This window comes from Herpetosiphon sp., assembly GCF_003512625.1.
Taxonomy (GTDB): Bacteria; Chloroflexota; Chloroflexia; order Chloroflexales; family Herpetosiphonaceae; genus Herpetosiphon; species Herpetosiphon aurantiacus.
On sequence record NZ_DOPT01000072.1, the window covers coordinates 947 to 21247 of the forward strand.

General features: G+C 49.3%; 16 protein-coding genes. 8 read left to right on the plus strand and 8 right to left on the minus strand.

Going from position 1 to position 20301, the window contains the following annotated elements; genetic code table 11:
• The 8 genes from DEF47_RS15820 to DEF47_RS15855 form a co-directional block, all read right to left on the minus strand.
• Positions 1-188, minus strand: a 188-nt coding sequence (locus tag DEF47_RS15820) for a phosphotransferase family protein (protein ID WP_502697255.1), incomplete at its 3' end; no start/stop codon positions are given.
• Between the two features lie 29 nt (positions 189-217).
• The gene (locus DEF47_RS15825) at positions 218-1435 is read right to left on the minus strand and encodes an acyl-CoA dehydrogenase family protein (RefSeq protein WP_012189109.1); all 1218 of its coding nucleotides are present in this window, start codon (positions 1433-1435) and stop codon (positions 218-220) included.
• A gap of 30 nt (positions 1436-1465) precedes the next feature.
• Complete coding sequence (locus DEF47_RS15830; RefSeq protein ID WP_012189110.1) at positions 1466-2593, minus strand: TolB family protein; 1128 nt, start codon at positions 2591-2593, stop codon at positions 1466-1468.
• A gap of 25 nt (positions 2594-2618) precedes the next feature.
• Entirely contained in the window at positions 2619-3512 is an 894-nt protein-coding gene (locus DEF47_RS15835; RefSeq protein WP_012189111.1) for a diacylglycerol/lipid kinase family protein, read from the minus strand.
• A complete protein-coding gene (locus DEF47_RS15840) occupies positions 3509-4282 on the minus strand; it encodes a response regulator (protein ID WP_012189112.1) in 774 nt (257 codons plus the stop codon). The genes DEF47_RS15835 and DEF47_RS15840 overlap by 4 nt, the downstream gene beginning before the upstream one ends.
• Positions 4258-4947, minus strand: a complete 690-nt coding sequence (locus DEF47_RS15845; RefSeq protein WP_012189113.1) for a Maf family protein — start codon at positions 4945-4947, stop codon at positions 4258-4260. Before DEF47_RS15845 ends, DEF47_RS15840 begins: the two co-directional genes overlap by 25 nt.
• A gap of 74 nt (positions 4948-5021) precedes the next feature.
• Complete coding sequence (locus DEF47_RS15850; protein ID WP_012189114.1) at positions 5022-6152, minus strand: tyrosine-type recombinase/integrase; 1131 nt, start codon at positions 6150-6152, stop codon at positions 5022-5024.
• A 108-nt stretch (positions 6153-6260) separates the two neighbouring features.
• Positions 6261-6950, minus strand: coding sequence for a hypothetical protein (locus DEF47_RS15855; protein WP_012189115.1), 690 nt, complete (start codon positions 6948-6950; stop codon positions 6261-6263).
• 769 nt (positions 6951-7719) lie between these two features.
• Between DEF47_RS15855 and DEF47_RS15860 the strand changes: the two genes are divergently transcribed.
• The 8 genes from DEF47_RS15860 (at position 7720) to DEF47_RS15895 (ending at position 20262) form a co-directional block, all read left to right on the plus strand.
• Entirely contained in the window at positions 7720-8496 is a 777-nt protein-coding gene (locus tag DEF47_RS15860) for a phosphosulfolactate synthase (RefSeq protein ID WP_012189116.1), read from the plus strand.
• 191 nt (positions 8497-8687) lie between these two features.
• Positions 8688-9680 (plus strand): pyridoxal-phosphate dependent enzyme, encoded by a 993-nt coding sequence (locus DEF47_RS15865; protein WP_012189117.1) that lies wholly within the window; start codon positions 8688-8690, stop codon positions 9678-9680.
• Between the two features lie 8 nt (positions 9681-9688).
• Complete coding sequence (locus DEF47_RS15870; RefSeq protein WP_012189118.1) at positions 9689-10495, plus strand: methyltransferase domain-containing protein; 807 nt, start codon at positions 9689-9691, stop codon at positions 10493-10495.
• A 29-nt stretch (positions 10496-10524) separates the two neighbouring features.
• Entirely contained in the window at positions 10525-11247 is a 723-nt protein-coding gene (locus DEF47_RS15875) for a 2-phosphosulfolactate phosphatase (RefSeq protein ID WP_012189119.1), read from the plus strand.
• Positions 11248-11330: 83 nt separating this feature from the next.
• Entirely contained in the window at positions 11331-11627 is a 297-nt protein-coding gene (locus DEF47_RS15880) for a glycosyltransferase family protein (RefSeq protein WP_012189120.1), read from the plus strand.
• Positions 11591-13357 (plus strand): non-ribosomal peptide synthetase, encoded by a 1767-nt coding sequence (locus DEF47_RS15885; RefSeq protein WP_353845075.1) that lies wholly within the window; start codon positions 11591-11593, stop codon positions 13355-13357. The genes DEF47_RS15880 and DEF47_RS15885 overlap by 37 nt, the downstream gene beginning before the upstream one ends.
• Positions 13358-13402: 45 nt before the next feature.
• Complete coding sequence (locus DEF47_RS25200; protein ID WP_012189122.1) at positions 13403-15088, plus strand: thioesterase domain-containing protein; 1686 nt, start codon at positions 13403-13405, stop codon at positions 15086-15088.
• Between the two features lie 29 nt (positions 15089-15117).
• Entirely contained in the window at positions 15118-20262 is a 5145-nt protein-coding gene (locus DEF47_RS15895; RefSeq protein ID WP_012189123.1) for a non-ribosomal peptide synthetase, read from the plus strand.
• Positions 20263-20301: the final 39 nt, after the last annotated feature.

Consider the following 20301-nt stretch of genomic DNA (forward strand, 5'->3'; position numbering starts at 1 on the left):
CCAAGTGGCGGGCGACGCAGCACATATTCATAATGACCATAATCAAGCAGATAGGTCAAGTTGGCAGCGCCACCACCAAACTGGCGTACAGTCAAGGGCTGGCTAGCACCAGGCAACTTATCGTATAAATAATCGGCTAAAGCTGATTCATTCAACTGTTCATCAGGCCGAACTTGAATCGTATCCATGGGTTGTACCTCGGGACACTACACGCAAACTAGACTTTGCGCTCAGGATAACCGTAACGCTTCAAGATTTCACGGGCTACGACCATTTTATGCACTTCATCTGGCCCATCGTAAATGCGTGATGCCCGCCCTTGCCGCCACATAAAGGCCAGCGGCGTATCATCAGAAACGCCCAAACCGCCATGAACTTGAATTGCCCGATCAAGCACGTTCATCAGCATGGCGGCAACGCTAAATTTAATTAATGAGATATCGATGCGAGCTGATTTAGCTCCAGCTTGATCAATTTGCCAAGCAGCATGCAACACACTCAAGCGAGCAGCTTGAATTTCAGCAGCACTTTCGGCGATCCAATGTTGCACCACTTGCTTATCGGCCAACGGCCCGCCAAATGCCACGCGCTTGGTGCTATACTCGCACATTAAATCGAACGCTCGTTGAGCCTGCCCAAGCCAGCGCATACAATGGTGAATGCGGCCTGGGCCAAGTCGAGTTTGGGCGATAGCAAAGCCTTGTCCACGCTTGCCAAGCAGATTTTCGGCGGGCACGTGTACATCGGTATATTCAATTTCCCAGTGGCCGCCGCCTGTGGTATGGCCCATCACCGAAATTGGCCGCACTAGGGTTAAGCCAGGGGTTTCGGCTGGCACAATAATTTGGCTATAGCGCAAATGGGTCGGAGCATCAGGGTCGGTCATGGCCATAACGATGCCAAAGCCTGCGCCATTGGCATTAGTGCTATACCACTTGCGCCCGTTGATCACCCACTGATCATCAACTAATTCGGCAGTTGTCTGGAGCAAGGTTGGGTCGGCTCCGCTGACATCTGGCTCGGTCATGCTGAAAAATGAGCGTACAGCGCCTTGTTGCAAGGGCCAAAAAAAGTGCTCGTGCTGAGCCGCTGTGCCGTAGTGCCAGAGAATTTCGGCATTGCCACTATCAGGCGCATTCGAGCCAAAAATGCGCGGGGCAAAATACGAGCGCCCAATAATTTCGTTGAGCAGCCCATATTCCATAATTGAGAGGCCCATGCCGCCAGCCTCGCGTGGCAAATGGCCCGCCCACAAACCCAATTCCTTAACTTCAGCTTGTAACTGCTTGATCTCAGGGTGATCCTCGGAGCAAGCAGGATAGGCTTTTTCGTCGTAATCGAACCATGCTTGCTCGTTGGGATAGACCTTTTCGCGCAAAAATTGGCTAATTTGTTCGCGCATTGCCGCAATATGACTGGGAATTGCAAAATCCATGGGCTTCGTTGCTCCTTGGTGGGGTGGGCCTTATTTGGCCCACGACATCCCTGAATCGACATCAAACAAGTCGCGCCGAATATCGACTGGTTGGCTGAGGCTGGGCGTGCTGCCCTCAATCGTGAGATCGGCAATCGAGAGCGTGACTTGATCGCTAATCGTGAAAAAGGCTAGTTTTGTGCCATCAGGCGACCATGTGGCTTGGCGCGAACGTCCGGTGCTGGTGAGCTTAATGGGAGCACTGCGTACTTTGCCGTTGGTATCGGGGGCGGGCACGATAAACACATCACTATAGCCATTTTCGCTTTTGGTGAAGGTCAGCCATTTGCCATCAGGCGAGAAGGACGGATCAATCGCACCTTTAAAGGTATCTTCGCTTGGCCCTTGCAGCACCCCATACTCATCGTTGCCACCAGGTAGATCAAGCACCGCGTAGCCCAGCTGGATCTCAGCAGCCTCGCAGCCAAAGCAGCGTTCGGCTTGGCTATAGACAATCATCGTGCCATCATCAGACCAGGTTGGGTGGCTCAAATCGGTATCTGCTTGGACAAAGCGTTGGAAACTAGCCTCAGGAAATTGGCCTGTGCCGATGCGGCGAGTGCCATAGATGTATAGCGAAAGCGGATATTCTTGGTAGCCGCCGCCAACATCGCGTGGTGTTTGGGCTTGCGAAACATAACTGAGAAACTGCCCATCAGGCGACCAACGCGGATAAAACGCCCAACGCAGGGTTTGAATATGATCTTCCGAGCGGGCAGCGATATTGGTTGGTTCGTTATTCGTGACCTGCTGTTTGTTGGAGCCATTGGCATTCATCACCCAAATATCGGCGAAACTCTCTTCGCGCTGAATATAGGCGATTTTGCTCCCATCGGGCGACCAACTGGGCTGGTATTTTTTGTGCGATGTGGTGATGCGTCGAGCCTCAGTGCCTTCGTGAACCCAAATATCACCCGAGCCGTTTTCGACCCGCACGAACAGCAATTTGCCTGGCACATTGCTTTGATTTTCGACCACAATTTGGGTGGCTTGGGTTTCATCGACCGCTGGTTGGGCTTGATTCGTGGGGAGTGGCTGCATGGTTGGCAGGGCTGAGCCTGCTTCGCTACAGGCGGCTAACAAACACAGTAGGATCAACAAATAGAACGAACGTCTCACACAGAACCTCAATCTGGCTATAGGGTTAGTTGATTTCAGTGGTACGCGGTAAGAGTACGCGCAGCGTTTGCGGAACCACCCGAAAGGTCATGGGTGTTGTGCCAATCGCATCGCCATCGACTTGAATTGGCAAAGGCTTGGAGCAGGCAATCTCGATCTCACGAGCTTGCACATACTCTAAGCCTTGGATCACGCCATAGCCACGGAACAAAATTCCAGCTAGCAATTTAGGGGCATCAAGGGCACTATCGCCCATCATGGTACAAACATCGAGCATACCATCGCGCATGGCTGCCCGATAGGCAATATTCAACACACCACCATACAGCCGTGAGTTGCTAATTAACACAAACAGGGCATTGCCCTTGAGCGGCTGGCCATCAAGGCTAATGCGGGTGCGCGTGCCTCGCAAGCGCCAAAGCACAGGCAAGCTTTTGATCACATAGGCCAAGCGGCCTAAGCGTTTTTTATCAGCCGAATGGACTTCGCGGGTAATTGCTGCATCTAAGCCAACGCCTGCCATCAGCAAAAAATAGCGCTCATTAGCTTGGCCAACATCAACCAACTCAACATGGCCATCAGCCAATTGGCGAGCTGCATGCAATGGATTGAGCGATTGTTGTAGTTCGCGAACCCACACATTGCCTGTGCCAACTGGCAAGGCTCCCAGCGCGGTATCAGTGCCAACGAGGCCATTCATGACCTCGTTGATCGTGCCATCGCCGCCAGCCGCCACAATTAAATCGTTGCGTTTGGCTTCTTCGCGGGCAAAACTGGTAGCATCGCCAGCCTTGCGAGTTTCGCGTAACCGCACTTGCCAGCCTTGGTTGCTGCGCCATTCAGTGATGCCTTGGGCGATGGCGCGGCGTTGGTGGGCATTGCCGGCATTTGGATTAAGAATGACTGTTACACGTTTCATTCGTCGTCGTTATCATCATCATTATTAAAATTCAGTGCTGCCTGTGCTCCGCGACGTTCGATACTTTCAAGCAAGGTTGCTGGCGTTTCGATCCAGCCACGACGCAGGGCGTATAGCACCGCTTGGGTTCGATCATTCAGCGAAAGCTTGCGCAAAATCGATGAAATATGGTTTTTGACGGTTTGGGTGCTAATTTTGAGCGCATCGGCGATATCTTTGTTGGTTGCACCGCTGGCAATATGCTCTAGCACCTCAATTTCACGGTCGCTCAACGGCGAGAACAAACTAATATCGAGGTCTGGCTCGGCTACGATGCCAGTTTGCAAACCACGAAACTGGGTCAAAATCCGATCAGCGACCCGTGGATCTTCAAACATTACATCGTTGATCACATATTCGCCACGAGCGACGCGCCGCAAGACAGTTGCCAAGGTTTTGGGGCTAATTTCCTTGGAATAATAGGCGGCGGCTCCAGCGCGTAAGGCGTTGAAGGCATGCTCATCGCTTTCGTAAACGCTCAACATCACCACGCCGATGTTGGGATATTGGCGGCGAATTGTGCGAGTAAACTCCAAGCCATCCATGTTGGGTAAATTCAAATCGGTGAGGACTACATCTGGCTCATGCTCAGAAATTAAGACTAAGCCTTCTTCGGCACTAGAACCTTCTCCAATGATCTTGATATCGCGTTCGCTCGAAAGCGCCCAACGAACCCCTTGCCGAAACAATGGGTGATCATCGACCATCAGCACTTTGACTGTTGCATACATAGTGGTTCCTTTGCTAATGTAGCACGCCAGCGCTGCCAAGCTTGCTCGACCGAGTAGGGAACATAGATTCCTGCTTGGGTCAATAAGCTAGCAGTCGTTGGAAGCGGTAGCCCAACAACGGTTGTAAAACTGCCTTGAACCTCTTCGACCAAGCGTCCGCCGATGCCTTGTACGCCATAGGCTCCGGCTTTATCCATTGGCTCGCCAGTTGCAATGTAGTCCCAAATTTCAGCATCGCTGAGCGGACTTAAACGCACTTGGGCAGCAGCCAACTCGCATAACGGTTGGTCTGAGGCGGCGGGCAGCACCACAACTCCGGTATAAACAGTATGCCAACGTCCGGCGAGGCGGCGCAGCAATTCATAGGCATGAGCCGGATCACGTGGCTTGCCCAAGATCAACGAATCAATCACCACAATCGTATCAGCGGCCAAAATCGCTGCTGAACTACCTGTTTCGCGGGCTGCTTGCGCTTTACGCCACGCTAATAAAGTTGGGTGATTGGCAAGGCCTAAATCGAAAGCTGGGAGCAACTCCACAATCGCTGAGGGTACTTGATCTTGGCGCTCTTCCCCATCATTAGCCTCAATTATAAACGACAGCCCCAAACTACTTAACAAATCATGCCGTCGGGGTGAGGCCGAGGCCAGAATTAAGCTATCCACGCTGCATGGTACTCCACAAGCCAAACTCAATTGTTGTTCATCATAACGCAAACAGGCAAAGCTGCAAGTAGCAATTAGGCTTCGTCATCATCCTCAAGCAGCCGATCATCGCTGTGCAGCGTTACACCATCATTGGCAACCGCTTGTTGGGCAATGTAGCGATTGGGGGTGTTGAGGTTGGTCCAGCCGCCAGCATCGCGCAGGGCTTGCACCGGAATATTGGTTTGGGCAACGCGGGTGGCCCACGAATGGCGCAAATCATGCGGCGCAAGATTGTTGATGCCAATTAATTTGCCAAGCTGCACAATCCGTTTGTGAATTGCCCGCTCGGAAATACCAAAGCCAACATGATTGCCCTTGTGATCAAAGGCTGCCAACAACGGTGTTTTAAGCTCAAGCGGTTGGGCAATAACTTTTTGGTATTCACGCAAGGCCTTGGCTGTATCGCCAATCAAGCGATGTTTTTGCACTTTATCAACTTTTGGGCGATCTACTAGCAAAATTTTGCCTTGGATATGCTCCCACTTGAGCACCACCACCTCGCCACAACGCATGCCCAAATCAACCAACAAACAGACGATCAGGTAATCGCGCCAACCAACCTCAGGTGTTCGGTTGATCGGATTATTGCGGGCGGCCCGTTTAAGCTCGCGAATTTGGCTTTGATCCAAAATATGCGGTGCGGCTTTTTTGGTCGAGAGGCGGGTGGGCGTTTCGGTCGCTTCACGTTGGGCATCGATGCCATCGCCTTCGCGGCGGCGATAGCCTTCAACCGTGTGAATTCGGCTCCATGCCTCAAGGCTCAACACGCCAGCTTGATGTGCCAAGCGACAATACAAGCGCACCGTGCCAAGCCGAATATTAATTGAGCCAAGCGCATAGCCTTCATTCAACATCCAAGTGCGAAACGTCGTGACGATGCCGACGCTCATCTCGGCCCAAGCATTTGGCTCAGTGGCCAGAATTGGCACTTCTTGTTCATCAACCGGAATCACAATGCCAATTGAGGCCAAAAAATCGGCAAAAATTTTCAAATCGGTGTTATGGCGGCGAATCGTTTGGGGGCGTTGACGCAAGCGATATTCGATAAAGCTATGTTGGGCCGAAATCTGATCAGCCACGGCGCTGCGTTGCTTCATCACCGTCGTAAAATCGGGCGCAAGTGGATTGTTGCTCACATGTGGAATTAACTCTAACTCATCCATGATCTGCCTCGTTGTAGCTCGTTGGTGCAGTTTAGCCGATGGTTTAGGCTCTTGTCAAAGCACGCTTGTTCGAGTTTATCGAGGTGGTTTTAAGCGTTGGTTAAGAATTTAGAAAAAATCAAACTCTTCAAGCGAATTGACTTCGCCATCGATAATCTGCTGAATTTTGTCGATGCGCCACAACACATCGCTAGCTGCGACCACGAATAAGTAAAGATCAAGCGGGTTGGTTGGATAGCGAGTTTGATAATCTGGGTCATCGCGCAGGAATGGCAGGGCATAGCTTAGAGTTGCAGCTAACAATTCACGGGTAATTGGGCATTCGAGCGAATCGATGTACTTCCAAGCAGCTTGTTGGCCAATAAACAGCTTGCTGGAACGTAACTCGATAAGTTGGGTACGCTCAACTGGGCTGATAGTGGCTCCATACAGATAGCTGCGCAAACGATCAGGCTGCTGAAAAAAAGCGTACAACCCCCGCCCATAAATCAGCCAATCCATCGGAGATTCATACCAATGAGTGGTATAGGCAACATGTCGCAACATAAAGCTTGGGAAAATCAGGCCTACACCTAACTGCATGAGCATATGTTGGCGCGGTTTGGGCAAGCTATTAATCCAGCGCCACGTTTCATCCCAACGAAAGCGATGATCAGTTGGCAAAACACCATTAGAAGTTACTGGCCATTTGCCGAGGACTGCTGGAGTTGGCGGCATCGGGATTGGAATTGGTTTGGGCAGAACAGGACTGCTTGGGTTATTTTTCTTTCCAAGCAGCTTCAATATAAAACTTCTCATTAATGCAACTCCCAACTTTAAACGACTTAGGGTTTGAGGATAGCATAATGTAGGTTTTGGTGTGCTAGTCCAAAGGTGTAGCTTAAATAATGCAAGATCAATCGCTGTTATGTCCAATTTCACTTAACGAATGGTCGCTAACCTAGCTATACAACTTGCGTAGGATTTGGTTTGGTGCATTCGAGCGAATCGCTGCTAGTGGTGTTAGTTGGCTGTATTATATTGTCATCAATTAATACAAGTAAGCTGATTGTTCTGGCCCTGAAAAATCATTACACTTGAGGCTTAATCAACAATCGGTTTATTGATATGAAATCCAAGTTCATCGTCGAAAGTTGTCATTGGCTTTGTGTTGCTGGGGTTATTAATTATTGGCTGTTTGATATCTATAATACCGATAATTAAGCTTTACAGTGCGATAATTAGATGATTTTTCTGCCTAGCAATAAGTTGTTGTAATTACCTCTTGCAAAAAGGATTGGCTTGTTGTATAGTCTGCCTTAATAGTATGATCGATGGACTGGAAATCTACATACCTCTATATCTACATCCCCTGATTTCCTAACTGGATTTAATATCTTAAGCCACTGCTAATTTGCTACTATGTATACCATTAATATGCATGGCAAGTGAATACTATTTGGTGTGTGCATAAAAGCAGGAGCTTGTTGGGCGTTTCATCTACCATGGCCTCATTGATCGTTGCGGCCACGAGAAAACACAAAGCGACTAGACAATATTTCCACATCAACTTGAGAGGATTGTTCCAATGCCGACAACATTTCCGCAGATTATTACCACACAGATTGGAGTAACCCATACGGGCAAGAACTATATTCTTGATAAAGGCATGCCGTTATTAATGTTTGGGGCCTATATTAAAAGTTTTGCACCCTATATTGGCATGATTAAGTTAGGCTGGACTACCTGGGCGCTTTTCGATCAACACGAGCTTGATGCTAAAATTGCGCTAGCCAAACACTATCATATTCCCCTTTGTTTAGGCGGAACTCTCTTCGAAATCTGTGCGACTGAGGGCTATTACCAGCAACTGCTCGACTATATTGTTGAAAAAGAATTGATCAATATTGAATTAGCTTCAGGCTTTGCGGTTGAATATCACGAGCTGCCTACGCTGATCAAGCAAGCGACTGATCGCGGCCTTCGGGTGCTTGTGGAGATTGGCTATAAAAATCAGGAAATGGATGATAGTTTGAGTGTCCCTGAGCGTATCGGGCATATTGATTCTGCATTTCGTGCAGGCGCAGATGCAGTTATTCTCGAAGCACGTGAGGCTGGCGAAGGCTATTCAGTTTTCAAAACAAATCAGGCAAAAAACGCCGATCTGGTAACCCAACTACTTAAATCCTATGATCTTGACAAACTTATTTTTGAAGCTCCCACCCGTAACAGCCAAATTCAAATGGTTCAGCTCCTTGGGCCAAATGTGCATATGGCGAATATTCCATTCGATGAAATTCCCCGAATTGAGACGATTCGGCGTGGGCTGCATGCAGATACCTTTTTGGCATCCAAGTATCGGTAATTGGTGAGCAGGCTAATCGTGCAGTTTTCAAGAGTTCTAGGCTTGACTCCAAGGAGAAACGATGAGCGATTTGGCTCCCACCCTATCTTGCCAAGTGTGCTATACCGCCGCCAATTGTTTAAGTTGGCGTTGTCAACAGTGTGGAGGCACTTTAGGGATCGATACTATGCCTAGTTTTGACCCTAGCCTGATTGATCAGACCACGTGGTCACTGTGGCGTTATAAATTTACCAGCCGTCTCAAGCATTATCTCATTAGGCGAAGGTTGTACTCCACTGACCAAGGTCAAGGTTGGTCGGCATAGCTTTCTTGCGAAACTTGAATTTCTTAATCCAACTGGTTCGTATAAAGATCGTGGTGTGTCGGTAATGATGAGTCATATCTTGAGTCATCAGGTTCGGCAAGTGATTGACGACTCTTCTGGCAATGCTGGTGCTTCTATCTCGGCCTATGCGGCTCATGCCGGTATCCAAGCACGGATTTTTGTGCCGGCCCATGCTAGTAGTTATAAAAAACAGCAAATTCAACGGTTTAATGCCACTTTAGTTGAAGTTGAAGGGTTACGGAGCGCGACGACCACCGCCTGTTGGAAGGAAGCTCAGCATACAACCTATGCCAGCCATGCTTGGAGTCCTTTTTTTCTGGCGGGCCAAATGACCTGTGCTTGGGAGATGTGGGAACAACTTGGGAGGCGAGTACCCGCTGCCATTGTTTGTGTTGCCGGTCAAGGTGGCCTCTTAATTGGCTTATTGCAGGGATTTAAGGCCTTGCTAAAAGCCAAGCTGATTCCACACCTACCGCGATTATATGCAGTTCAGGCGCGTGCCTGTGACCCAATTGTGCGAGCTTGGGAGGAAAGAAAGGAGTTTCCCCAGGCTTGTGTTGAACAGACAACCTTGGCCGAAGGAATTCGGATTGCCCAACCAGTTCGTGGCCGCGATATTCTCCGCGCGATCTACGAATCAGCAGGTGCGGCTATTCGGGTAGAGGAACACGAAATTCTCGCTGCTCAAGCGATGTTGGCCCACCAAGGTTTATTAGTCGAGGCCACCAGTGCTGCTGCGGTCGCTGGATTATCCCAAATTTGCCAATTAACCGAGCTTGCGCCCGACGATATTGTTATTCCGTTGACTGGCAGTGGCCTTAAACAAGCCGCTGTAGCCGAATTAAGCATGAGGAGTTAAGCACAACGATGGTAGCTAAAGATATGGATTGGACGGAAAATTATACGACGATCAAGGCTTTGGATGCTCGCCATGATGTTTGGAAACACAATGCAGCGGTTGATGGCCCATTCGGCCCTGATCTGGTTCCAGCGCTCAAGCCCGATACATTGGTACTCGATGCTGGGTGTGGCACTGGTGTTCACCTCAGAACCTTGATTGATCGCTACCCGCAAGCGCGATTTGTGGCCATGGATACCTCTGAAGCCATGGTTGCTGCTACCCGCGAACGCTGCCCTGAAGCCGAGGTCGTGGGTGGAACTATTACGCAGTTGGCGTGGGAGGATCACCATTTTGCGGGAACGACATGTTTGCACGTTTTATATCATGTTCCTGATATTCATCAAGCGGTGAGTGAGTTGGCACGGGTAACGCAAAAGGGAGGCTGGGCGGTTATTAGTACCGTTGCTGACGATGCAGGCCAAGAATCACTGCGTTTGCATAATGCTGCATGTGCTGAAGCTCATGCCTCCGAATGGCAAATTGAAAAGCTGCCGTCGGCCCGCTTTAACACGGCAAATGGCGAACAATTTATTCGCCCCTACTTTTCTCAGGTGACGCTTTACCCACGCTATGCCGCCTTGTATTTCACCGAAGTTGCGGCAGTTTTGAAGTATTACACCAGCATGGATTACTATCAGCAGATTTATCGTGCCAATCAAGCGTTGGCTGAGCAGGTGGTGACCAAGGCTCGGCAATTGGTTGAGGCACAGTTGCATGCGAAGGGTGAGTTTCAGATCTCAAAAAATGTCGGTACTTGGCTTGCCTTCAAATAAACAACGAGTTAGAGATAGGAGTTTTGCATATGGTCGTTATTGATTTTGATCCAAGCAGTGCTCAACGATATGTTAATCAAGGCTTTAATATTGTAACGGTTGATGTATTACGGGCTTCGTCAACGATTACTGTTGGCCTAGCCCGTGGGGCCGCCGAGATTATCCCCTGTGTGACTGTTGATGAAGCCTTTGCCCTCAAGCAACGGCATGATGCTATTTTGGTTGGTGAAAGAAATGCCGTGATCGTAGCAGGGTTTGATTATACCAATTCGCCCTATGATCTTGAGCAAACTGATTTAACTGGGCGGATTATGGTGATTACGACCTCTACCGGGACACGCTTGATTGCTGAATCTATGGGCGCAGCGCATATTCTGATTGGGACGACGATCAATGCCCGCGCAGTTGCCAACAAAATGGCCCAACTTGGCAACCAATGGGCGATCATTGGCGCAGGGACACGCGGTGAGTTTCGTCCAGAGGATAAAGTTGGCTGTGCCGTGATTGCTCAATACTTTCTGCAAGTAACAGGTGAAACGACCGATTCTGCAACCCAAGCATTTATTGATGAGTTTGGTTCCAATAGCTATGAACATATTAGCCAATCACCGAGTACGATTAAGCTATTAAGCCTCGGTCGAGCTTGTGATGTGGATTTTGTGCTTAATCACCCTGATGCCTTTGAAATAGTGCCACAGGTTATTTTAAAACAAGCTGCTGATGCAGCCTATTTGAGTATCGTTCAAGCTTAACGGCTCGTGATACCAGACGATTTTGTGAATACGCTGGTAGCGCTAGCAATGCGCAACGTTTTGCACACGAGGAGATTAAATCAATGGATGCAACCCAGGCAATTATCTTATGCGCTGGACTTCAAAAATCATATGCTTACGAAGATAGCAAATTTATGTTTGATATAGCGGGACGACCAGCGTTCTCCTATACCATGGAATCAATTCTTGAGGTTTTTCCTGAATCAGCAGTGACGATTATCACGTCACAACGCTTTCAAGATTTTAATGCGTTTATTAATCAAGCTTACCCTACGGCAACTGTGGCGTTTGATGATAATCCTGGCTCGGGTACTGCCCTTTCATTAAAAAAAGCTACTCCTTTCAAGAAGCTCAATTAGCCTATTGGGCGAAGCAATTAGCTGGCCCATTACCAGTCCTCCAGCTTCCAATAGCACACGCCCGATCGACGGTACAGCAAACGTTTCAAGGCAAAACTGCATATTTTTCAATTAATGAGGAGCTAACCAAAGCCCTCAAAGCATTTGCTCATCAGGAGCAAGCTAGCCTTTTTATGATCTTAGCGACAACGATTAAGCTGCTGCTATATCGGTATAGTAATCAAACCGATATGCTGATTGGTACGCCCGTAGCGGGGCGTTTAACCACAGCTTTAGAATCGATTGTAGGATTTTTGGCTAATACCCTTGTATTAAGAACCTCGCTTGCTGGCCAACCTTCTTTTCGTGTACTTCTGCAACGGGTTCGCGAGGTTGCACTTGCGGCATATGCGCACCAAGCGCTGCCCTTCGAGCGCTTACTTCAGCAGCTCGGCCCGAATCGTAGCCAAAGCCATTTACCAGTGTTTCAAGTACTGGTTACCATCCAAAATAGCCCTGAGGCCACGCTCCAACTGGTTGATACCAAGATTGTGCCGATTGAATTTGAGCGTGGAACGGCTAAATTTGATTTAAGCTTTGTGTTTACTGAGACCATGAATGGCTTGGCGGGAGGCATTGAATACAACACTGATCTGTTTGATGCTGCAACGATTGAGCGCATGATCGGGCATTTAAACAGCTTATTGCTTGCTGGTTTAAGTGCGCCAGATCTGTCAATTGCGCGTTTGCCGCTGTTGACCACTGCTGAGTATGCGCGATATATTGCACAATCTCGTGGCATCGCGAGCAACTTCCCAAGCGAAAGCTGTGTACTGACCTTATTTGAACAGCAGGTGGCGCGAACACCGCATGCGCTAGCTGTTGTTCAGGGTCACGCCAGCCTTACCTATCAAGCTTTAGATCATCAAGCGAATCAGCTAGCCTATTATCTTGCGGCCCTCGGCGTGAAACCAGGGACAGGGGTGGGTTTGTGCATTGAGCGAACTCTAATGATGGTGGTTGGGATGATGGGTATTCTGAGGCTTGGGGCAATCTATGTGCCGATTGATCCGAGCTATCCACCTGAACGTCAAGCTTATATGGTCGCGAATGCTGGTTTGGTTGCGCTTGTAACACAAGATCAATTGGCAAGTGCGCTGCAAGCCCAACAGCCTAAGCTCGCAATTGTTGCGCTTGATACCGATTGGACGGCAATTGCCTGTGCCCCACGCGTCAAACTGCCGCTCATCACGGCTGATATGGTTCTGTACAGTATCTATACATCGGGATCGACTGGAGTTCCGAAGGGCACAGAAGTAACCCATCGTAACTTTGTGAATCTGCTCAATTGGTATATTACGGAATTTAATTTAGGGTCTGACGATCGGTTTTTGTTAGTGACATCGTTGAGTTTTGATCTGACCCAAAAAAATGTTTTTGCGCCGTTGATCAGCGGGGGAACTCTCTATTTGTACGATGCGCCCCAGTATGATCCGCATACGATAACATCACTGATTGATCAGCATGCAATAACCGTCATTAATTGTACGCCAAGCGCTTTTTATCCGCTGGTTGAAACAACGCCTGATCAGGCGATCGTGCAGCTAAAATCGCTCAGATGGCTCTTTTTAGGCGGTGAACCGATCAATCTGAGTCGATTCCATGGGTGGATGCAATCGAGCCATTATCAGGCAACCATTATTAATACCTATGGGCCAACTGAGTGTACTGATATTGCAGCGAGTTATTAGATTGATGCGCTTGCACAACTGGCTGAAAAGCCAATACCAATTGGCATGCCGATTTACAATAGCCAACTCTTAATTCTGAACGATGGTCTACAGCCAGTTCCCGATGGATGTATTGGCCAAATTTGGATTAGTGGGGCTGGAGTTGGCAATGGCTATACTGGCCAGCCAGGGTTGACGGCTGAGCGTTTTCGGCCTAACCCCTTTGATTATATCCCTGGCTCGCGGATGTATTGCAGCGGTGATCTGGGTCGGCGTAACCAGAATGGGGCAATCGAATTTCTCGGGCGTACTGATCATCAGGTAAAAATTCGCGGCTTTCGGGTTGAATTAACCGAAATTGCACAGCGCTTACAGCAGCATCCGGCGGTTCGCGAGGCGCTTGTTATGCGGCACGAGCATCCGCTGCGGGGCGAATATCTTGTTGCATATGTTGTGCTGATCCAGCCGGCTCAAGCCGATGTTGGTGCGTTGCGGCGCTATCTTGCAAAGCATAGTCCACCCTATCTCGTTCCAGCTGAAATTGTGCTACTGGAGGCATTTCCGCTTAGCCCAAATGGCAAGATCGATCGGCAGGCGTTGCCGCATCCCACGGCGAATGTTCATGCTGGTGAGGCTCGCCAACCCGCTGCTCGCTCATTTGACCCACTTGAGTTTCAAATACGCACAATCTGGGAAGAGACGCTTGGCATTGAACCGATTGGGGCACAAGCGAATTTTTTTGAGCTTGGTGGGCATTCGTTGCTTGCGATTGCATTGATGGCACGGATCGAAGAACGGCTTGGTAAACGCTTGCCAATTACCATCCTCTTTGATGCCCCCACGATCGAGCAAATGGTCGGCTTGCTTCGGCAGGAGGGCTATGCGCCGCGATGGTCGCCGATGGTTTTGATGCAAGCAGGGCGTAAGGGGTTTCCTGCACTATTTTGTGTCCATGCACTTAGTGGCAGCGCCTTTGCCTACACAGTATTGCCCAAACATATCTCACCCGACCAACCATTTTATGGGATTGAATCGCGCGGTCGCGATATTAACCAAGCCCCTGATCGCTCGATTGAGGCCATGGCGGCCTATTATATTGAGCATATGCGGCTGATTCAACCTAGTGGACCATATTGTATTGCTGGATGGTCATTAGGTGGGCCAGTTGCCTTTGAAATGGCTCAGCAATTATATCGTGCTGGTGAAACAGTGGCGTTGCTGGCGATTGTTGATACGGGAGCGCCCTTGGCTGGGCGATTACCAATTGAACCAGCTGCCATTGATGATCTTTCTTTATTGGTGCCACGCTTACGCCATTTTGGAATTAATCTCGATTTGGACTTCATTCAAGCACTTCCGGCAGATCAGCAGCTTCCTTATATTATGCAACAAGCAGTGAGTGGTGGTTTTTGGTCGGCAAACATTACGCTTGCCGAAATTAAGCGTAAAGGTGAGCTGATTCGCACAAATTTAGCCGCACGACGCAACTATAGCGCCCAGCCCTACCCTGGGACAATCAACCTCTTCCGCACCAAACAACATCCAGGTTATAGCGACGACGAAGTTACGCTTGGTTGGGATCAATTGGCTTTAACGGGAGTTAAGGTGTGGGAAATCCCTGGTGATCACCTCTCAATTTTTCATAGTCCTTATGTTGAGGTGTTGGGGCACGCATTATGGGAGTGTCTTCAGGGTTGTACGGATCAGCTAGACGAACTCGATTACGCGCATGAACGATATCGAGCGCAATGAATGCAAATGAATGCATGGGAGGTTGTGAGATGCGTATTCAAGGAGCGACCCAGAGCAATCCAACCGATACAAGCCCGGATGACGATCAACCCTGGTGCATCCATGAGCTGGTTGCCCAACAATCACGCTATTGGGCTGATGCTGTGGCGGTTATCCACGCTGACACGCAATTAACCTATGCCCAATTAGACCAGCGGGCTAACCAAGTTGCCCACGCCCTGCTTGAGCAGGGGATTAAGCCCGATCACCTCGTTGCTCTCTGCCTTGAGCGCTCAATCGACATGCTGATTATCGTGTTTGGCATTCTAAAAGCCGGTGCAGCCTATTTACCGATAGACCCTCACTACCCGTATGAGCGTCAACGCTTTATGATCGAACACTCACAAGCACCGCTCGTAATCACCACAGCTCCATTGGAAGGAGCGCTTGCTTCAAGGCCTGTGGAAATCCAGCTTGAATTATTAATGGCAATTGCTGCTCAAAAACCAACGAGTGCCCCTAATCAACGAGTTGATCCTGATCAATTGGCGTATGTTATCTATACCTCAGGCTCAAGCGGTCAGCCTAAAGGAGTGATGATCACGCATCGAGCGTTGGTCAATCATATGCAATGGATGCAAACAACCTTTGGCTTTAATCGCCATGATCGGTTCTTGCAAAAGACTCCATTGAGTTTCGATGCGTCGGTTTGGGAATGTTATGCCCCATTATTGTGTGGCGGTCAGTTGATTCTAGCCAAGCCTGATGGTCATCACGATGCCCACTATCTGGTGGAAATGATTCAGCGCTATCAGATTTCGGTGCTTCAGGTGGTTCCTTCGTTGTTGCGCATGCTCCAAACTGAACCACAGCTGGCCAATTGTCGGAGCTTACGCTACTTGTTTATTGGTGGTGAACCACTGCATAGTGAGCTTGTGGCCCAAGTACGTCGCGTTTTGCCAGCTAGGATGATTAATTTGTATGGGCCAACCGAAGCCACCATTGATGCAACATGGGCTGAATGCAACCAAACGACCGAATATCCAACCATCCCAATTGGCTACCCGATTGATAATCTTACGACATGGGTGCTCGATGCCCAGATGCAGCCAGTTGCAGTTGGTAGATCTGGCGAACTCTATATTGGTGGAATGGGCTTAGCCCGAGGCTATCAACGGCAACCAGATCGCTCGGCTGAGCGCTTTGTGCCCGATCCATTTAGTACACAACCTGGGACGCGGCTTTATAAAACTGGCGATCGCGTTCGCTTGCTTGCCAATGGTGCGCTGCTTTTTCTCGATCGGATTGATCAGCAAATTAAGCTCCGTGGGTATCGGATTGAGTTGGGCGAGATTCAGGCCGGTCTCGAACGCCACCCTCAGATTCGCCAATCGGTTGTTGTAGGCCAGCTCGATCAGACTAAGACGCTTCAATTGGTGGCCTATGTGGTACCAATGCCCGAGGCTAGAATTCCAATTGAGCAATTAAGAGCGCTTTTGAAAGCCCAACTGCCGCGTTATATGCTGCCAAGCGCATTTGTGATCTTGGAACGGTTGCCACTGCTTGCCAATGGCAAACTTGATCGGGCTAGCTTGCCGCTTCCAGCACCATCAGCCTACCAATCGTCAGTCATTGTGCCGCCACGCACGCCCCAGGAAATGCACTTGTTGCAACAATGGCAGGAGCTTCTTGGTTTCGATCAGATTAGTATTGATGATGATTTTTTCGATTTAGGCGGGCACTCGTTGTTGGCAACGCAGCTTGTGGCCCGAATGCGTGATCAGTTCCAGCGCGATTGGTCGGTCGCAACAATTTTCAACTATCCAACAATCGAGCAGTTGGCGGCGCAACTGCGGTCAACCCCTGATCATCAGCACGTCGCAACGATTCCCGTGGCTGATCGTCAGCAACGGATTCCCTTGAGCACGATGCAGGAACGCGTTTGGTTTCTTACCCAACTTAATCCTGAAAGCCGTGCCTATCATTTTCAGATGACAATTCATTTTACTGGGCAATTGCATGTGCCAATCCTTGAGCAAGCGTGTAGTGAGATTGTACGGCGGCATGAAATTCTGCGAACGACCTTTCCGACTGAAGCTGGTCAGCCATATCAGCAGATTCATGCGCCGTGGGCTGTAACAATTCCTAGCATCGATTTGCGACAGTATCCGTTGGAGCAAGCAAGTCATTTGGCTGAGCAAGCAATTGCTGTTGCAATGTGTGAGGCCTTTGATCTTACCCAACTGCCCTTGGTGCGCTGGAGTGTTTTTCGGTTAGCCGACGATCAATGGATGTTATTGCAGATTGAGCATCATTTTATCCACGATGGTTGGTCGATTGCGCGACTGTTGGCTGAAATAAAGACACTCTATACTGATTATCTTGCTGGATTAGCCCCATCGTTGCCTGCGTTGCCAATTCAATATGCTGATTTTGCAGTTTGGCAGCGTCAGCAATTAAACGCTGGCTTGCTCGAACGTGATTTGCGCTATTGGGAGGCGCAATTGGCGCATCGTCCAGTTGTGCTTGAACTTCCGACCGATTATCAACGACCACCTGTGCAAAGTATGCGTGGTTCAGCTGAGCGGATTGCAATTCCGGCTGAGTTGGCAAATGCTGCCCGTGAATTAAGCCGTCGGGTCGGGACAACCTTATTTATGACCTTGCTCACAACATTTAGCACGTTGCTCTACCGTTATACCGAGCAAACCGATATTCTGCTTGGATCAGGAATTGCCAATCGGCGGCAACGTGAGCTTGAGCCATTGTTGGGGATGTTTGTTAATACGGTCGTACTCCGCACTGATCTCCAGGGGAATCCTAGCTTCCGAGAACTTTTGCTTCGCACGCGTTCGTTAATGCTGGAGCAGTATGAACACCTTGATGTTTTGATTGAAAAGGTGGTTGAACGGTTACGTTTACCGCGCGATTTGAGCCGCAATCCACTGTTTCAAGTGATGTTTAGCTTTCACGATTCGCCAGTACCAACGCTTGATCTGCCAATGCTTCATGGCGAGATTCTCGAACGCAATAACGGTTCGGCGAAGGCCGACCTGAACGTGATTGTGATTCCATATGCTGAACAACATGGGGCGGCGGGCCATAGTGCTGAGCAAAAAGCGATTACGATGATCTGGGAATATAGCACTGATCTGTTTACCCAAGCGACGATTCAAACCATGATTGGGCATTTTCAAGCACTGTTGCGGTCTGTTACCCAGAATCCTGATCAGCGGATTAATCAGCTAGCCATGCTCAGTCGTGCTGAAACTGCCCAATGCCTTGAGCAGGCCCGTGGTCCGCTTGTTCCAACTCCAACAACGACCCTGCATGGTTTGTTTGCCAATTATGTTCGCGAGCAACCAAATGCCCTTGCAATTGTCACAGACCATGAATCTATCAGCTATAGCCGCTTGAATCAGCGGGCTGACATGCTAGCGGGTGCGCTTCGCCAAGCTGGGGTTGGGCCAGGGATGGAGGTGGGGATTGTGAGTGAGCCCTCAATTGCAACAATTGCTGGAATTCTGGCAGTGCTGAAATTGGGCGCAGCCTATGTTCCACTTGATCCGAGCCATCCTCAACAACGCCTCAACTTGATCATCAACGAAGCTCAACTCCAAGCAATCTTGGTTGAATCGCAGCTTGAACAGTTGCTGCCGAACACATCGGCGGCAATTATTCGGCTTGATAGCGACCATGGAGCAGTAACAGATTACCCGATTGTAGCTGCTCAGGCGTGTGCCTATGGCTTATTTACCTCGGGTTCTACTGGGCAACCAAAAGGAGTAGCCTGTAGTCATGAGGCAGTGATCAATCTTTTGGATGCCATGCAGCAGATGCGTCCACTTCCGCAGGGATGTCGCCATAGTTTATGGACAAGCCTCAGCTTTGATGTTTCAGTCTATGAGATATTTAGTGCGCTTACCCAAGGCGGCACGCTATACTTAATCGATCAGACTATGCGGCTTGATGCCGACCAGTTTTTTGCTTGGTTGGCCAAATATGCCATTGAAAGTGCCTATATTCCACCATTTATGCTCCATGATTTAGCGCTTTGGCTGATGGCGAATCGGAATCGACTCCAGCTCAAACGACTTTTAGTTGGGGTTGAACCAATTCCTGAGCAGAATTTAGCGATAATTGGGCAGCTGATCCCTGGATTAACGATCATTAATGGGTATGGTCCAACGGAAACAACAATCTGTGCGACGTTCTATAGCGTGCCACCGTTCAACGATTCAGCTCGGGTAACGCCAATCGGTCGGGCAATTCAGCAGATGGCAGTCTATGTGCTTGATCGGGAGTTGCAGCCGATGCCAACCGGAGTTATTGGCGATATCTATATTGCTGGAATTGGGTTGGCGCTAGGCTATATTGCCAAGCCAGATCTGACGGCTGAGGTATTTTTGCCTAACCCATTAAGTGCTGAGCCAGGGATGCGTATGTATCGGAGTGGTGATCGTGGACGGTACTTGGCTGATGGTTCATTAATGTTTGTCGGTCGGAGTGATCGCCAAGTCAAAATTCGAGGAATGCGGATTGAGCTTAATGAGATTCGTACATGCGTGCTGCAGCATGCTCAGGTGCATGAGGCGGTCGTTAATATTTATAATGATCAGCCTGATAATCCTCAAATCGTTGCGTATGTTGTTCCAACCAAGGGTCAGTTGCTGACTGAGGCTTCGCTACGAACATATATTGGTCAGAAATTGCCGCTCGCGATGCAGCCACAAGCGTTTGTGCTGCTTGATCGATTGCCGCTTACGGCCAATGATAAACTTGATTGGGCTGCTTTGCCTGCGCCATTTCCTGCAACCCGATTAAGCCCCATGGAAGCTCCATCGACCCCGCTTGAGCAGATCCTTGCTGGTATTTGGAGTGAGCTATTTGCCCAACCAGCAATCAGCATTGATGCTAACTTTTTTGAGTTAGGCGGCCATTCATTATTGGCAACCCGAGTTGCCTCGCGGCTCCAAGAAACATTGCATAAAACAATTCCAGTCAGCCTCTTTTTTCAATATCCCACGATCAAGCAACTGGCCCATGTTCTCGATGGCTACACTGCTTATGAATCAGACCATCATCGCGCCATGCTGCCGGAAAGCGATAGATCACTGCTGAGTCGCGTTCATGAGCTTTCTGAGCAGGAGGTTGATCAATTACTGGCTCAATTCCTTGATGAATCTGTTGAATAAGTTCGTTGCTGGTAGGATTTTTTGCTCTCGATATTGTGA

Excerpts from the sequence above, each read along its gene's own strand:
- DEF47_RS15825 (WP_012189109.1), bottom strand. The coding sequence starts at position 1,435 with ATGGATTTTGCAATTCCCAGTCATATTGCGGCAATGCGCGAACAAATT.
- DEF47_RS15835 (WP_012189111.1), bottom strand. The coding sequence starts at position 3,512 with ATGAAACGTGTAACAGTCATTCTTAATCCAAATGCCGGCAATGCCCAC.
- DEF47_RS15840 (WP_012189112.1), bottom strand. The coding sequence starts at position 4,282 with ATGTATGCAACAGTCAAAGTGCTGATGGTCGATGATCACCCATTGTTT.
- DEF47_RS15850 (WP_012189114.1), bottom strand. The coding sequence starts at position 6,152 with ATGGATGAGTTAGAGTTAATTCCACATGTGAGCAACAATCCACTTGCG.
- DEF47_RS15855 (WP_012189115.1), bottom strand. The coding sequence starts at position 6,950 with ATGAGAAGTTTTATATTGAAGCTGCTTGGAAAGAAAAATAACCCAAGC.
- DEF47_RS15860 (WP_012189116.1), top strand. The coding sequence starts at position 7,720 with ATGCCGACAACATTTCCGCAGATTATTACCACACAGATTGGAGTAACC.
- DEF47_RS15870 (WP_012189118.1), top strand. The coding sequence starts at position 9,689 with ATGGTAGCTAAAGATATGGATTGGACGGAAAATTATACGACGATCAAG.
- DEF47_RS15875 (WP_012189119.1), top strand. The coding sequence starts at position 10,525 with ATGGTCGTTATTGATTTTGATCCAAGCAGTGCTCAACGATATGTTAAT.
- DEF47_RS15880 (WP_012189120.1), top strand. The coding sequence starts at position 11,331 with ATGGATGCAACCCAGGCAATTATCTTATGCGCTGGACTTCAAAAATCA.
- DEF47_RS25200 (WP_012189122.1), top strand. The coding sequence starts at position 13,403 with ATGCCGATTTACAATAGCCAACTCTTAATTCTGAACGATGGTCTACAG.
- DEF47_RS15895 (WP_012189123.1), top strand. The coding sequence starts at position 15,118 with ATGCGTATTCAAGGAGCGACCCAGAGCAATCCAACCGATACAAGCCCG.